The sequence below is a fragment of the Janibacter hoylei PVAS-1 genome (assembly GCF_000297495.1).
Lineage (GTDB): Bacteria > Actinomycetota > Actinomycetes > Actinomycetales > Dermatophilaceae > Janibacter > Janibacter hoylei.
This window is the reverse complement of sequence record NZ_ALWX01000005.1, coordinates 48,309-62,779: the sequence shown is the minus strand read 5'-3', so window position 1 is coordinate 62,779 and position 14,471 is coordinate 48,309. Positions and strand designations below refer to the sequence as shown.

The 14,471-nt window shown below is 72.5% G+C and carries 12 protein-coding genes, 5 pseudogenes and 1 riboswitch; of the genes and pseudogenes, 6 read left to right on the top strand and 11 right to left on the bottom strand.

Features of this window, described 5'->3' with window-relative positions; genetic code table 11:
* Positions 1–279 precede the first annotated feature (279 nt).
* Together B277_RS01700 and B277_RS01695 are read left to right on the top strand one after the other, a co-directional pair.
* On the top strand, positions 280–786 hold the full coding sequence (locus tag B277_RS01700; RefSeq protein ID WP_007924460.1) for an RNA polymerase sigma factor: 507 nt from the start codon (positions 280–282) through the stop codon (positions 784–786).
* On the top strand, positions 779–1,567 hold the full coding sequence (locus B277_RS01695) for a hypothetical protein (RefSeq protein WP_007924459.1): 789 nt from the start codon (positions 779–781) through the stop codon (positions 1,565–1,567). Before B277_RS01700 ends, B277_RS01695 begins: the two co-directional genes overlap by 8 nt.
* A 120-nt stretch (positions 1,568–1,687) precedes the next feature.
* Here the strand turns inward: B277_RS01695 and ribH are convergent.
* The 9 genes and pseudogenes from ribH to sucC form a co-directional block, all read right to left on the bottom strand.
* Positions 1,688–2,159: pseudogene (gene ribH, locus B277_RS01690) on the bottom strand (6,7-dimethyl-8-ribityllumazine synthase).
* A pseudogene (locus B277_RS20155) lies at positions 2,156–2,533 on the bottom strand (hypothetical protein); the annotation flags it as partial. The pseudogenes B277_RS20155 and ribH, both read right to left, overlap by 4 nt.
* A 77-nt stretch (positions 2,534–2,610) precedes the next feature.
* Positions 2,611–2,976: pseudogene (locus B277_RS20150) on the bottom strand (3,4-dihydroxy-2-butanone-4-phosphate synthase); the annotation flags it as partial.
* A gap of 97 nt (positions 2,977–3,073) precedes the next feature.
* Positions 3,074–3,406, bottom strand: a pseudogene (locus B277_RS19670) (3,4-dihydroxy-2-butanone-4-phosphate synthase); the annotation flags it as partial.
* Entirely contained in the window at positions 3,403–4,014 is a 612-nt protein-coding gene (locus B277_RS01680) for a riboflavin synthase (RefSeq protein WP_007924456.1), read from the bottom strand. The pseudogene B277_RS19670 and the gene B277_RS01680, both read right to left, overlap by 4 nt.
* Positions 4,014–5,093: a bifunctional diaminohydroxyphosphoribosylaminopyrimidine deaminase/5-amino-6-(5-phosphoribosylamino)uracil reductase RibD gene (ribD, locus tag B277_RS01675; protein WP_238148055.1), complete on the bottom strand. Its 1,080-nt coding sequence runs from the start codon at positions 5,091–5,093 to the stop codon at positions 4,014–4,016. The genes B277_RS01680 and ribD overlap by 1 nt, the downstream gene beginning before the upstream one ends.
* Before the next feature lie 144 nt (positions 5,094–5,237).
* A riboswitch (FMN riboswitch) is annotated at positions 5,238–5,367 on the bottom strand.
* A gap of 91 nt (positions 5,368–5,458) precedes the next feature.
* Positions 5,459–6,277: a lysozyme gene (locus B277_RS01670; RefSeq protein WP_007924450.1), complete on the bottom strand. Its 819-nt coding sequence runs from the start codon at positions 6,275–6,277 to the stop codon at positions 5,459–5,461.
* A gap of 178 nt (positions 6,278–6,455) precedes the next feature.
* Positions 6,456–7,346: a succinate--CoA ligase subunit alpha gene (gene sucD, locus B277_RS01665; protein ID WP_007924448.1), complete on the bottom strand. Its 891-nt coding sequence runs from the start codon at positions 7,344–7,346 to the stop codon at positions 6,456–6,458.
* An 18-nt stretch (positions 7,347–7,364) separates the two neighbouring features.
* Positions 7,365–8,546 carry an ADP-forming succinate--CoA ligase subunit beta gene (gene sucC, locus B277_RS01660; protein ID WP_007924447.1) on the bottom strand — a complete coding sequence of 394 codons (1,182 nt, stop codon included), beginning with the start codon at positions 8,544–8,546 and terminating at the stop codon, positions 7,365–7,367.
* A 168-nt stretch (positions 8,547–8,714) separates the two neighbouring features.
* Here sucC and B277_RS01655 point away from each other — a divergent pair, with 168 nt between their 5' ends.
* Positions 8,715–9,641: an esterase/lipase family protein gene (locus tag B277_RS01655; RefSeq protein ID WP_128276908.1), complete on the top strand. Its 927-nt coding sequence runs from the start codon at positions 8,715–8,717 to the stop codon at positions 9,639–9,641.
* 329 nt (positions 9,642–9,970) lie between these two features.
* Here B277_RS01655 and B277_RS15620 read toward each other — a convergent pair whose 3' ends face one another.
* A complete protein-coding gene (locus tag B277_RS15620) occupies positions 9,971–10,372 on the bottom strand; it encodes a hypothetical protein (protein WP_156811709.1) in 402 nt (133 codons plus the stop codon).
* A gap of 45 nt (positions 10,373–10,417) precedes the next feature.
* Here B277_RS15620 and B277_RS16390 point away from each other — a divergent pair, with 45 nt between their 5' ends.
* The gene (locus B277_RS16390; RefSeq protein ID WP_007924444.1) at positions 10,418–10,564 is read left to right on the top strand and encodes a peptidoglycan DD-metalloendopeptidase family protein; all 147 of its coding nucleotides are present in this window, start codon (positions 10,418–10,420) and stop codon (positions 10,562–10,564) included.
* Positions 10,565–10,601: 37 nt separating this feature from the next.
* Positions 10,602–10,688, top strand: a pseudogene (locus tag B277_RS20145) (M23 family metallopeptidase); the annotation flags it as partial.
* A 62-nt stretch (positions 10,689–10,750) separates the two neighbouring features.
* Here B277_RS20145 and pcrA read toward each other — a convergent pair.
* Positions 10,751–13,201, bottom strand: coding sequence for a DNA helicase PcrA (gene pcrA, locus B277_RS01645; protein ID WP_007924443.1), 2,451 nt, complete (start codon positions 13,199–13,201; stop codon positions 10,751–10,753).
* Between the two features lie 104 nt (positions 13,202–13,305).
* On the opposite strand from pcrA, the gene B277_RS01640 reads away from it, so the two are divergent.
* Entirely contained in the window at positions 13,306–14,466 is a 1,161-nt protein-coding gene (locus B277_RS01640) for an MFS transporter (RefSeq protein WP_007924441.1), read from the top strand.
* Positions 14,467–14,471 lie beyond the last annotated feature (5 nt).

Genomic DNA, 14,471 nt, shown 5'->3' with positions numbered 1-14,471 from the left:
GGCGGTGGCACGGGGCACGGCGAGGGCACCGAGCAGGACGACGATGACGACGACGAACCATCCGGCGAGGGCGGTGAGCGCACCAGCGGCTGCTGCCCGCAGGTCAGGTCGTCTGCGGGTAGCGTCGTCCCCGGTCGTGGCCGACCGGATGAGTTCCATCACCGTCACACCCCCATCGTCACCGACGGGGCCGGGTGTGTGGTGGAGGCCAGCCGTGGGTCACGAAAAGATTTCTTCCGGGGGGCAACCGAGGTGCCCCGACGTGCGTCTGGAGGGGTGATGAAGGGAGGCGATGCTTCGGCGGAGGCCGAGTTCGACGACTTCTACCGCTCCACGGCGCAACGCGTCGTCCATCTCGTGTACGCCTCCACGGGCGACCTCGAGCTGGCGCGGGACTCCACCCAGGAGGCCTTCGCCCGGGCATGGCAGCGGTGGGACCAGGTACGAGCCGCGGACGAGCCGGGCGCCTGGGTGCGGACCGTGGCCCGACGCATAGCGATCTCCGCATGGCGCAAGGACACCAACCGGACCACCGCGATGGAGCGGCACGGCGAGCCGAGCACCCCCCGCGAGCCCAGCGAGGACCGGGTCGCGATCGTCGCGGCCCTGCGCACCCTCGGCCCGGAGGTGCGCGAGACCCTCGCCCTGCACTACCTCGCCGACCTGTCCGTCGACGAGATCTCCCGACAGACCGGGTCACCACCCGGCACGATCAAGGCCCGTCTGCACCGCGGTAGGGCCCAGTTGACCACCGCACTCGGCGACAAGGAGGAGCCCGATGAGTGACGCGCACGACGACACCCCGTGGGGCCCCGAGGACGACGCGCGCGTGCGCGGCGCCCTCATGTCGCTCATGGACGACGTGGCGGCCGAGCCGCTGCCCGAGCCCGCCTTCGTCCGGGCTCGGTCGACGGCGGGCGGAGCACCCCGCGACCTGCGCCGGCGGCGTCGCCGGTCCTTCACCGTCATCGCGGGGCTCGCGGCCTCGGCCCTCGTCGCCACCGGCGCCACCCTCCTCGTCCGCGAGGGCGTCGGCAGCACCCCGCCGGCTGCGACCTCGACGGCGACCGGGGACCCGGCCCTGCAGATGCTCGACTCCGACGAGTGGTCCGCCGCCCTCGGCCTGCCGGTCGCGAGCACCCAGGGCAGCACCGAGCCCGACGGGCAGTGCTTCCAGACCCCGCAGTCGGACTCCTGGGACCGTCGCGTCTCGACGCTCGACGACGGCAGGGTCGTCTCCGGGCAGTGGATCGGGACGACGACCTCCGGCGCCTCGACGCCGCCCACCGAGGCGATCGATCAGGCCGTGGCCCTGTGCGAGGAGAGTTACTCGGTGACCCAGCGGGTCACCGAGGACCTGCCCGGAGGGGCGACCTTCCGCTCGTGGCACGCCCGTGGGGAGGACGGCGCGACCTACTGGTGGGTCGAGGCGACGCGGGGCAGCTCGACCTCGTACCTCACGGTGGCCGAGCTCGACGGCAAGAGCTACACGTCGGAGGAGATGCGCCAGGTCGCGCAGTCGGCGCTCGGCGACGTCGACCTGCTCGCGACGAGCAACGCCTCCTGACCGTCGGCAGGCGCGGACAGCGCCGACCCGGGAGCAGGGGGATCGACCGGGTCGGCGCTGCAGCGCAAGGCTAGCCCCGCGGTGTGTGCGCCGTCAGCACCTGCACCGACGTGGCGTGCGTCACGCCCGCAGGCGGCGCAGCGTCACCGCGGTCGCCAGCGCGGCCTCGGCCGCCTCACGCCCCTTGTCCTCCGTGGACCCCGGCAGACCGGCCCGGTCGAGTGCCTGCTGGTCGTCGTCGCAGGTGAGCAGCCCGAAGCCGACCGGGGTCCCGCTGTCGAGGGCCACCCGCGAGAGCCCGTCGGTCGCAGCCTGGCAGACGTAGTCGAAGTGCGGGGTCCCGCCCCGGATGATCACCCCGAGGGCCACGACCAGGTCGTGGGTGCGGGCGAGCTGGGCCGCGACGACGGGCAGCTCGAAGCTCCCCGCGACCCGGACGACCTCCGCCTCGAGGCCCGCCTCGGCGAGGGTGGTGACCGCCCCCCGCGAGCAGCCCGTCCATCACCTGGGTGTGCCAGCTCGACGCGACGACGGCTGCCCGCAGCCCGTCCGCGCCCTCGATCGCCATCGTCGGTGCTCCGTGCCCGCTCATCGCGTGCTCCCTTCGTCGTGGTGGTCCGGCAGACACGGCAGGTCGTGTCCCATCCGGTCGCGCTTGGTGCGCAGGTAGTGCAGGTTGTCGCTCGTGACGCTCGGCGGCAGCGGCACCCGCTCGACGACCTCGACCCCGAGCGCGGTGAGCGCCGCGACCTTCGCCGGGTTGTTGCTCAGCAGGCGCGCGCGCGTGATGCCCAGGTCGCGCAGGACCTGCGCGGCGTGCGTGTAGTCGCGGGCGTCGACCGGCAGACCCAGGTCGGCATTGGCGTCGACGGTGTCGGCCCCCTCGTCCTGGGCGGCGTAGGCCCGTAGCTTGTCGACGAGGCCGATGCCGCGCCCTTCGTGCCCGCGGACGTAGACGACGACCCCCGCGCCGGCCTGCCGACGACGGCCGCCTGGGCCGCCTCGAGCTGCGGCCCGCAGTCGCACCGCAGCGACCCGAAGACGTCCCCCGTCAGGCACTCGCTGTGCACCCGCACGAGCGGGACGTCCGCGGAGACGTGGCCGCGGACGAGGGCGACGTGCTCGCTGCCGTCGACCTGGCTGCGGTAGCCGTGGGCGGTGAACTCGCCTGCGGCCGTGGGCAGTCGGGTCGAGACGACCCTGTCGACGAGGGCCTCGGAGCGGCGCCGCAGGTCGACGAGGTCGGCGATGCTCACGAGGGGCCAGCACCGCTCGTCGGCGAGGCGGCGCAGCTGCGGCAGGCGCGACATCGAGCCGTCCTCCTCGACGACTTCGCAGATGACGCCGGCCGGGGTCCGACCGGCCAGCCGGCACAGGTCGACTGCCGCCTCGGTGTGGCCGCGCCGCACGAGCACGCCGCCGTCCCGGGCACGCAGGGGGGAAGACGTGCCCCGGACGGGCGAGGTCCTCCCGCCCCGTCGCCGGGTCGGCGAGCAGGCGGGCGGTCCGCGCGCGGTCGGCGGCGCTGATGCCCGTCGTCACTCCCTCGCGGGCGTCGACCGAGACGGAGTAGGCGGTGCCCTTGGCGTCCTCGTTGATGGCCGTCATCGGGGGCAGCGCGAGCCGGTCGAGGTCACCGCCGGTCATCGCCACGCAGATGACCCCGCTGCCCAGGCGCACCGTCAGGCCCATGAGCTCGTCGGTGGCCGCGTCGGCGGCGAAGATGATGTCGCCCTCGTTTTCCCGGTCGGCGTCGTCGACGACGAGCACGGGCCGACCGTCGGCGATCGCCTCGATCGCGCTCTCGATCGGGTCGAGCAGGGTCTCGTCGTGGGTCATCGCGGGTCCTTGGTGTCGAGGGTGAACAGACGCTGCACGTACTTGCCGAGGACGTCGACCTCGACGTTGACCCGGTCACCGACGCCCTTGCGCCCCAGGGTGGTCAGCTGCAGCGTCGTGGGGATGAGGGCGACCTCGACGTGGTCGTCGCCGACCCGGGTCAGGGTCAGGCTCACCCCGTCGAGGCAGATCGAGCCCTTGTCCACGACGAAGGGAGCCAGCTCCGGCGCGAGGGAGAGGCGCACCTCCTCCCAGGCATCGCCCGGCCGCCGCTCGAGGATCGTCGCCGTGCCGTCGACGTGCCCCTGCACGAGGTGCCCGTCCAGACGGGCACCGAGGACCATGGCGCGCTCGAGGTTGACCGCGTCGCCGACGACCAGATCGCCCAGGGCGGAGCGCCGCAGGCTCTCCGCCATGACGTCGAAGGTGACCTCGCCCCCCTGCGGCTCGTGGTCGGTGACGGTGAGGCACGCGCCGTTGACGGCGATCGACGCCCCGTGGGCGGCCTCGTTGGTGGTGACGGCGCCGCGCACCGTGATCCGGCTGGACTCCTCCCCCGGCACGATGGCGACCACCTCCCCGAGCTCCTCGACGATCCCGGTGAACATCAGTGCTCCCTCCTCACGGCGGCCGTGACGGCGATGTCGTCGCCGAGCCGCGTGACGTCGGTGGTGGTGAGGCGCAGCGCCTCGGTCATGGTGGTGATGCCGGCGTCCCCGAGGACCGGCGCGCCGGCCCCGAGCAGTGCCGGCGCGAAGTGGGCGACGACCTCGTCGACGAGGTCGGCCGCGACGAAGGAGGCGGCGAGACGGGCGCCGCCCTCGAGCAGCACGGAGCGCACGCCCCGCGCGTGGAGCCCGGCGAGGAGCGCCGCGGGGTCGATGCCGCGCTCCCCCACGGGTAGAGCGAGCACGTCGACCCCCGCGTCGGTCAGTCGCGCCGTGTCGGCTCCCTCGGCGACCGCGACGAGGGTCGGGGCCGCGTCGTCGAGGACACGGGCGGTCGGCTCGATCTCGGCGCGGGTGTCGACGACGACCCGCAGCGGCTGGGTCGCGCCCTCGACCCCGCGCACGGCCAGGTGCGGGTCGTCGGCACGCAGGGTGCCGGCCCCCACGAGGACCGCGTCACGCTCCGCGCGCAGCCGGTGCACCGCCTCGCGGGCCGTGGGCCCGGTGATCCAGCGACTCGTCCCGTCGGCGGCGGCGGTGCGCCCGTCGAGGGTGCTCGCGAGCTTCCACGTGACGTACGGACGTCCGGTCCTCACGGCGTGCAGCCAGGCCCGGTTGACGTGGGTGGCGGCCTCTCGCCCGACACCTTCGACGACCTCGATCCCGTGGTCCCGCAGCACGTCCGCTCCCCCACCAGCAGCGGCGGTGGGGTCCGGCACCGCGACGACCACCCGGGCGATGCCGGCGTCGAGCAGGGCTGTGGTGCACGGGCCGGTCCGGCCGGCGTGGCGGCAGGGCTCGAGGGTGACGACCGCCGTGCCCCCGCGCGCGGCCTCTCCCGCGGCGGCCAGCGCGACGACCTCGGCGTGGGGGCCGCCGGCCCGGGCGTGCCACCCTTCGCCGACCGGTGCGCCGTCGGCGTCGAGCACGACGCACCCGACGACGGGGTTGGGGGCCGTGTGGCCCAGACCGCGGGCCGCCAGGTCGACGGCACGCGCCATCGCCTGCTCGGTGGTCATCGGTCCCTGCATCTGCCTCTCCGTGGTCCGACGCGGACCACGGGTGCAGGGAGGCACGCCAAGGGCGTGACGGCGTGCGCGAAGCACCGGGAGACCCGGTGACGTCGGCCGCGATGGGTCACCACGCACGGCACGACCGCGCCGCCGCGTGCTGCCTCCCATCCGGACTTTCACCGTCGGTGCTGGAGTCCCACCAGCTCAACCCGACCTCGAGAGGACGGGCTCGCGGACTGTCACCGCCGGCTCGGAATTACACCGACCCCGGAGCACGCGTACGACTGACTCGTACGCCCCCGAGCGTACTCGCACGCGAGCGGGGCGGCACCGTGCGTCTCGCCACACGGCACCGCCCCGCCCGTCGGTGATCAGTTCGCGGCGAAGTACCGCAGGCGCTCGAGGGTGCCGTTCCACACGTTCTGGTCGATCGGGGTGTCGCTGTACTGCCAGAAGGTGTGCGTGGGCCAACCGGTCGGCAACGTGCCCCGCGTCGACGAGTAGCGAGCGATCCACAGCGGTGACTTCGTCGGGATCGTCGTGTCGCTGCCGACGCACTGCGTCCACCAGCTCGTCGCCGTGTAGATGACCGGGTAGCGGCCCGTGCGCGACCTGTACTGGGTGAGGAAGTCGTTGATCCAGGTGCGCAACTGCGTCTGCGTCTTGCCGTAGCAGGTGGCGCCGTAGGGGTTCCACTCCATGTCGAGGGCGCCGGGCAGGGTCTTGCCGTCGGCGCTCCAGCCGCCACCGTGGTCGACGAAGTGGTTGGCCTGGGTGGTCCCGCTCGAGCTGTCGGGCAGCGCGAAGTGGTAGGCGCCGCGGATGAAGCCCTGGGCGTAGGAGCCGGTGTACTGGTGGCCGAAGGAGGGGCTCGTGTACGTCGTGCCCTCCGTCGCCTTGACGTAGGCGAAGCGCTTGCCGGCACCCCACTGACCGGCCCAGTCGACCTGGCCCTGCCAGTTGGAGACGTCGATGCCCGGGACCCCGGCGGGCACGGCGGCCGCGACCTGGGAGCGGGTCCGGACGTCGCGCTGCCGCCAGCCCATCGCCGCCTCGCCCGGCTCGGTGATGCCGGCCGCCTCGGCCTGCGGGGTGGGCTCGGGCGTGGCGGGCGCCGCCTGGGCACCCGTCGACAGGAGCAGGCCGGCGGCGGCGAGCGCACCGGCGGCCAGCATCGTGGTCCGGGACATGCGAGATCTCCTCGTGCAGGGGTGGTGGCCCCGGGGCAGGGCCTTTGGCACGCTAGGAGGTCAAGATGACGAGGACCCCACGGGCATCTCCCGACTTCGTCAGGTCTTCGTCAGGACATGGCGAAGGGGGACGACGACCCGTGGTCGTCGTCCCCCTTCACGCGTGGGATGTCCGGGACTACTTGGACAGGCCCTGCATGATCTCGCGCATGAGGTCGGCCGTCTCGGACGGCGTCTTGCCGACCTTGACGCCAGCGGCCTCGAGGGCCTCCTTCTTGGCCGCGGCCGTACCGGAGGAGCCGGAGACGATGGCGCCGGCGTGGCCCATGGTCTTGCCCTCCGGGGCGGTGAAGCCCGCGACGTAGCCGACGACCGGCTTGGTGACGTGCTCCTTGATGTAGGCCGCCGCACGCTCCTCTGCGTCGCCACCGATCTCGCCGATCATGACGATCGCGTCGGTCTCGGGGTCGGCCTCGAAGGCCTCGAGGCAGTCGATGTGCGTCGTCCCGATGATCGGGTCGCCGCCGATGCCGACACCGGTGGAGAAGCCGAACTCACGCAGCTCGTACATCATCTGGTAGGTCAGCGTGCCCGACTTGGACACGAGGCCGATCCGGCCGGAGCCGGCGATGTCGGCCGGGATGATGCCGGCATTGGACTTGCCGGGGCTGATGAGGCCGGGGCAGTTGGGGCCGATGATCCGCGTGGCCTTGCCGACGGAGTAGTTGTAGAACTCCGCGGTGTCCTTGACGGGGATGCCCTCGGTGATGACGACGGCGAGACCGATCTCGGCGTCGATGGCCTCGATGACGGCGGACTTGGCGAAGGCCGGCGGCACGAAGACGACGGACACGTCGGCGCCCGTCTTCTTGATCGCGTCGGCGACGGAGCCGAAGACGGGGACGGACTGGCCGTCGGGGAAGTCGACGCTCTGGCCGGCCTTCTTGGGGTTGACGCCGCCCACGACGTTGGTGCCCGAGGCGAGCATGCGCGTCGTGTGCTTCATGCCCTCCGAGCCGGTCATGCCCTGGACGATGACCTTGGAGTCAGCGGTGAGGAAGATTGCCATGTCTGTTTCAGTCGTCCTTTACTTCGCGGCCAGCTCGGCGGCCTTGCGGGCGGCGCCGTCCATGGTGGCCTCGACGGTCACGAGCGGGTGGTTGAACTCGGCGAGGATGCGACGGCCCTCGTCGACGTTGTTGCCGTCCAGTCGCACGACCAGCGGCTTGCTCGCCGAGTCGCCGAGGGTCTTCAGGGCGCCGACGATGCCGTCCGCGACCGCGTCGCACGCGGTGATGCCACCGAAGACGTTGACGAAGACGGACTTGACCTGCTCGTCGCCGAGGATGACGTCGAGGCCGTTGGCCATGACCTCGGCCGAGGCGCCACCACCGATGTCGAGGAAGTTGGCCGGCTTGGCCGCGCCACCGGTGAAGTCCTCACCGGCGTAGGCGACGACGTCGAGGGTACTCATGACGAGTCCGGCGCCGTTGCCGATGATGCCGACGTTGCCGTCGAGCTTGACGTAGTTGAGGCCCAGGCCCTTGGCCTTGGCCTCGAGCGGGTCGGCCGCGGCCTTGTCCTCGAGCGCGGCGTGACCGGGCTGGCGGAAATCCGCGTTGCCGTCGAGGGTCACCTTGCCGTCGAGGGCGACGATGTCGCCCTGCTCGGTCTTGACGAGCGGGTTGACCTCGACGAGCGTGGCGTCCTCGTCGCGGTAGACGACCCAGAGGGTCTTGAGGACGTCGGCGATCTTGGCCTGGTCGGCCTCGTCGAAGCCAGCAGCCTGGACGATCTCGGTGGCCTTGGCGTCGTCGATGCCGACGTTGGGGTCGACCGCGATGCGGGCGAGGGCCTCGGGGCGCTCGACGGCGAGCTGCTCGATGTCCATGCCGCCCTCCTTGGAGCACATGGCGAGGTAGGTCCGGTTGGCCCGGTCGAGCAGGATGGAGAAGTAGTACTCCTCGGCGATCTGGGCGCCCTGGGCGATCATGACCTGGTGGACCGTGTGGCCCTTGATGTCCATGCCCAAGATGGCCTCGGCGTGCGCCTCGGCCTCCTCCGGGGCCTTGGCGACCTTGACGCCGCCGGCCTTGCCGCGGCCACCCGTCTTGACCTGGGCCTTGACGACGGTGACACCGCCGCTCTTCTGGCCGATGGTCTCGGCGGCTGCTCGAGCCTCCTGCGGGGTGGTGGCGACGGCGCCGGCAAGAACCGGGACACCGTGCTTCTCGAACACGTCGCGTGCTTGGTACTCGAAGAGATCCACGAGGTTGATTCCGTCCTCTGCTGTGGTAACGGGGTGCGGGTCGAGACTATCCCCCGCGCCGGCACCGAGCACGTCCGGTCCACCGGGGGGGCTCGCCGGCCGGCGTCATCACAGTGTCGTCACGGCCCTTCCCCCACGCTCCCCCTTCGGAGTTACTCTCGGGTCACCATGTCTCCTCAGACCAGCTCCGCGGCGACGAGCGCCCCGGCCGAGGCTCCGGCCACGGTGGCGCCGAGCCTGCGTGCCGGAGTCTGCGACCACGTGCGCAGCATGGCCTCCGTCCAGGCGGCGGTCTTCGCCGCGGTCGAGGTCGTCTGGGCGACGACACACATCTCGCTCTACCCCTTCGGTGCCCGGGCCCCGCGGCGTGGCAGCCCCCGGCACGGCTATCGCGTCGAGCACCTCAACCCCGTGCAGCGGGGCATGCTCGTCAACGCCGTCACGGAGGTCGGGACGCCGATCCTGCTGCTGCACGGCCTGGCCGACAACCACTCGATCTTCACGCTCATGCGACGCGGACTGCTGCGGCGCGGCTTCAGCCGCGTCTTCGCCATGAACTACTCGGTGCGCACCCGCGACGTGCGGACCGCCGCGGCGCAGCTCGCCGAGGAGGTCGAGGCGATCGTCGAGGAGACGGGCTACGAGCGGATCCACATCGTCGCCCACAGCCTCGGTGGCGTCGTCGCCCGCTACTACGTCACCCGCCTCGGTGGTGACGAGCGGGTCCACACGCTCGCGACGCTCGGCTCGCCGCACACCGGCACCCTCGCCGCCTACCTGCTGCCGACGTCGCTCACCCGACAGCTGCGGCCCGGCAGCGGGCTCATGCAGGAGCTCAACCAACCCGCGCCCGGCTGCCGCACCCGGGTCATCGCCATCTGGTCGGACACCGACGAGGCGGTCGTGCCCGCGGTCAACGCCTCGCTCCACCAGGACGGGGTGACGACGACCAACATCCGCATGCACGGCGTGGGCCACCTGTCCCTGCCGATCCTGCCGAGCGTCGTGCACGAGATCGCGACCCGCCTGACGCAGATCGACAGCGAGGGCGCACCGACCGCCTCGGTGACCGACATCACCTCGCGTCAGGCCTGACCTCCCCACGGCCCGGCGGTCGTGCGGCCGCCGGACGCCACCTCGGTTTTGCATAACGAAACGGTCACGCTAGGGTTTCGGGGATTTGTCCGCGATCCCCTGCGAGGACGTCCCCTTCATGAGTGACTACACCGGGCGGCACCGGCCGCCCACGCGCGCCGAGCGACGCGCTCTCGAGCGCCGTTCCCGCCTCCCCAAGAGCTTCAGCCCGGCCTACGCGCTGCCCACCGCAGCCGCGGCGACGCTGGTGCTGACGGCTGCCGGGGCGACGGCTGCGCAGTCGTCCCCCTTCACCGAAGAGGCCGTCTCCCAGGCCAACGCCGCCTTCATCACCCCCCGCGGCGGACCGCGAGGCCGGCGACCTGCTCGCCGACCCGCAGCTCGGCGAGAGCGCCCGCACCGAGGTCGCCGCCTCCGCCCAGGAGACGAGCGGGCTCGCCACCCGCCGCCAGGCCGCGTCGACCTCCGTCGCCGAGGACCAGGGCCGCACCCAGGAGCGCAAGCGCGCCGCCCGCGCCGAGGCCCGCAAGGACCTCGCCGCCAAGAAGCGCGAGCAGGCCCGTGCCGCCCGCAGCAGCGCCGGCACCACCGGCACCGACGCTGCGGGGACGAGCGAGACCAGCGACAGCACGTCCGGCGCGACGGCGCCCGCCGGTGCGCAGAGCTGGGTCAAGCCGCTCGACAACGCCGTCTTCACCTCCCCCTTCGGCCACCGCTGGGGTCGCCTCCACGCGGGCCAGGACTACGCCGCCGCGGTCGGCACCCCGCTCAAGGCGATGAGCAGCGGCACCGTCGTCGGAGCCGGCCCGATGAGCGGCTACGGCAACTACATCGACATCAAGTACTGGGACGGCACCGTCTCCCGTTACGGCCACCTGAGCTCGATCAGCGCCACCGTCGGCCAGCAGGTCGCCCCCCGGTGACGTCGTCGCCCTCTCCGGCAACACGGGCCGCTCGACCGGCCCGCACCTGCACATGGAGATCCACCCCGGTGGCGGATCGCCGATCGACCCGGCCGGATGGCTCGCGGAGCGCGGCATCAACTGACGCCGCCCAGCCAGCCCGAAGGGGGCCGACGACCAGTGGTCGTCGGCCCCCTTCGGTCGTCCTCAGAGCTTTTCGAGCGGGGCGTAGCGCAGCAGGAGCCGCTTGACGCCGTCCTCTCCCCCGAAGTCGACGTGCGCCATCGCCTTGTCCCCCTCGCCCTCGACCCGGATCACCGTGCCGAGACCGAAGCTGTCGTGCGTGACCTTGTCACCATCGGAGAGCAAGATGACCGGCCGGTTGCCCGGTGAGCGCACGCCCGGTCGGGCGGCGAGCCGGGCGACCGCGGGCTCCCGCCCGGAGCCGCGGCCCAGCCCGACGGGCGGGCCGGTCCGCTCCCAGCGCACGAGGTGCTCGGGGATCTCGTCGAGGAACCGGGAGGCGGGGTTGTACTGCGGCGCCCCGAAGGCACTGCGCACCGCCGCGCGCGAGAGGTGCAGCCGCTCACGGGCCCGCGTGATGCCGACATAGGCCAGCCGCCGCTCCTCCTCGAGCTCGGTGGCATTGCCCAGGCTGCGCTGGTGGGGGAAGGTCCCGTCCTCCATGCCCGTGAGGAAGACGACCGGGAACTCCAGGCCCTTGGCCGTGTGCAGCGTCATGAGGGTGACGACCCCCTGGTCGGCTGCCTCACCGCCCTCGCCCGGGTCGTCGGGGATCTCGTCGGCGTCGGCGACGAGACTCACCTGCTCGAGGAAGTCGTCGAGGCTGATGACCTCGCCCGTCGCCTCACGGGTGGCGTCGAACTCGCGCGCGACGCCGACGAGCTCGGCGAGGTTTTCGAGCCGGGTCTCGTCCTGCGGGTCACGGCTGGCCTGGAGCTCGGCGGTGTACCCGGTGCGCTCGAGGACCGCCTCGAGCAGCTCGCCGACCCCGGCACCGCTGTCGCGCTGCTCGCGCAACGACTCCAGCAGCGCGGTGAAGCCCTGCACCGCCATGAGCGAGCGGGTGGCGATGCCCGGCGCGTCCTCGGCCCGGCCCAGTGCCGCGACGAAGGGGATCCGCTCCCGCTCCGCGAGCTGCGCCACGGCCAGCTGGGCCCGGTCGCCGATGCCCCGCTTGGGCACGTTGATGATCCGCCGCAGGTTGACCGTGTCGGCGGGGTTGGCGACGACCCGCAGGTAGGCCAGGGCGTCCTTGACCTCGCGCCGCTCGTAGAAGCGGGTACCACCGACGACCTTGTAGGGCAGGCCGACGCGGACGAAGACCTCTTCGATCGCGCGGGACTGGGCATTGGTCCGGTAGAAGACGGCCACGTCGCCGGGCCGGACCCCGTGCTCGTCGTGCAGCTCGTCGATGGTCTTGGCGATGAAGGAGGCCTCGTCGTGCTCGTTGTCGCCGACGTAGCCGACGATCTGCTCGCCGGCACCGGCCTGCGTCCACAGGTTCTTCTTGCGCCGGGACTCGTTGCGCTCGATGACCGCGTTGGCCGCGGTGAGGATCGTCTGCGTGGAGCGGTAGTTCTGCTCGAGGAGGATGGAGCGCGCGTCCGGGTAGTCCTCCTCGAACTCGACGATGTTGCGGATCGAGGCGCCGCGGAAGGCGTAGATCGACTGGTCGGCGTCACCGACGACGACCAGCTCGCTCGGCTCGACGGCGTGCTCGCCCTGCGTCGCGTCCTTGTCACCACCCACGAGCTCCTTGACGAGCATGTACTGCGCGTGGTTGGTGTCCTGGTACTCGTCGACGAGCACGTGACGGAAGCGGCGACGGTAGTGCTCGGCCACGTCGGGGAAGGCCTGGAGGATGTGCACCGTCGTCATGATGATGTCGTCGAAGTCGAGCGCATTGGCCTGGCGCAGCCGCCGCTGGTACTCGGTGTAGACCTGCGCCAGCGTCTGCTCCTGGTGCGTGCCCCCCGGCCGCTCGGCGTCCTCGTCAGCCGAGACCCGCCGGGCGAACTCCTCCTCGTCGACGAGCTCGTTCTTGAGGTTGCTGATCCGGTGCCCCATGCCGCGCGGGGGGAATCGCTTGGGGTCGAGGTCGAGGTCGCGCATGACGAGCGCGATGAGCCGCTGGCTGTCGGCCGCGTCGTAGATCGAGAAGCTGCTCTTCATCCCGACCTTGGTCGCCTCGCGGCGCAGCATGCGCACGCACGCGGAGTGGAAGGTCATGACCCACATCGCCCGGGCCCGCGGCCCGACGAGCTCCTCGACCCGCTCGCGCATCTCGGCGGCGGCCTTGTTGGTGAAGGTGATGGCCAGGATCTGCCCCGGCTGGGCCCCCCGGGCGGCGAGCAGGTGCGCGATGCGGTGGGTGAGCACCCTCGTCTTGCCCGACCCGGCGCCGGCGATGATGAGCAGGGGGCCACCGTGGTGCAGTACGGCCTCGCGCTGGGCGGGGTTGAGGCCGGCGACGAGCTCCTCGGGGTCCTGCTGCTGCCGGGCCGGGTGCGCGCTGTGGGCGGCCCGGGTGGGCCCCTCCTCGGACATCGCCCACGCCGGTACCCCGGCATCGGTCACGTCCGCGGTCCAGTCACCGGGCAGGGCATCAGGGAGGTCGTCGAAGAGGCTGCTCATCTCGCTCTCCAGCCTACGTCGCCGAGGTGACAGGCCCCGCGGACGGGCAGGTCGGGTGACGCGGAGTATCTTGCGCCGGTGAGCGGGATGCGCGAGGACCTGGGGTGCTGCGGCTGCCGGGCGCGGACGCCGGGACCCTCTCGCTCGTCGTCGCGGCCGAGGCGATCCCCCACGTCCTGGGTCTGCTGCTCGGCGGTGTCGTCGCCGACCGCTACCCGCGCCGGTTCGTGATGTTCACCGGCGAGTGCCTCTCGCTCGTGGCCTGGCTCGGCATCGGGACGATGCTGCTGCTCGGGTGGGCACCGATCCCGCTCGTGTGCGCCTTCGCCGTCCTCACCGGTATCGCGGGCGCCGTCGTCTGGCCGGTCCTGTCGGGGATCATCCCCGAGGTCGCGCCCCCGGACCGGCTGCAGCCGGCCAATGCGCTGCTCGCGGTGGGGGCCAACGTCGCCCGCATCGGCGGGCTCGTCGCCGCCGGTGCGGTCGTCGTCCTCATCGGGCCGGGGTGGGCCCTCGTCACCGCCGCGGGCGTGTACGCCGCTGCCGCCACCTTCGCCTGGCGCATCGGCTCGACCCCACGCCCCGGCGGCGAAGGGGGGACCTCCGTCCTCGCCGAGCTGCGGGAGGGCTGGGTCGAGTTCGCCTCACGGCAGTGGCTCTGGGTCGTCGTCGCGCAGTTCGCCCTGCTGATCCTCGCCTGGCAGGGCGCGCACACGGTGCTGGGCCCGGTGGTCGCCGAGGCCGAGCTCGGCGGGGCGGGAGCGTGGTCGGCGATCCTCACGGGCGAGGCGGTCGGGATGCTCGTGGGTGTCGTGATCGCGCTGCGCATCCGCCCCCGGCGCCCGATCCTCCTCGGCGTGCTGCTCACCCCGCTCACCGCCCTGCCGTACCTGCTGCTCGGGCTCGGGGCGCCGCTGGCGCTCATCGTCCTCGGGGGTTTCGTCATGGGTCTGGGCATGGACACCTTCACCGTCCTGTGGCAGACGACGATGCAGCGCGAGGTGCCGCCGCACGCCCTGTCGCGGGTCGCGTCGTACGACGCCTTCGGGTCGATGCTCTTCGGCCCCGTCGGGGTGCTGCTCGCCGGTCCGGCAGCGGTCCACCTCGGCGCGCACACCGCGCTGCTCGTCTGCGCCGCCATCATCGTCAGCTCCGCCGTGCTCGCCCTGCTCTCCCCGGAGGTGCGCACCCTGCGGGCACCGGAGGTGGCCGCCCCGGTGCCCGAGGGCTCGTACCCGACGCCGGTCGACCCGGCGGCGCCCTGACCGTC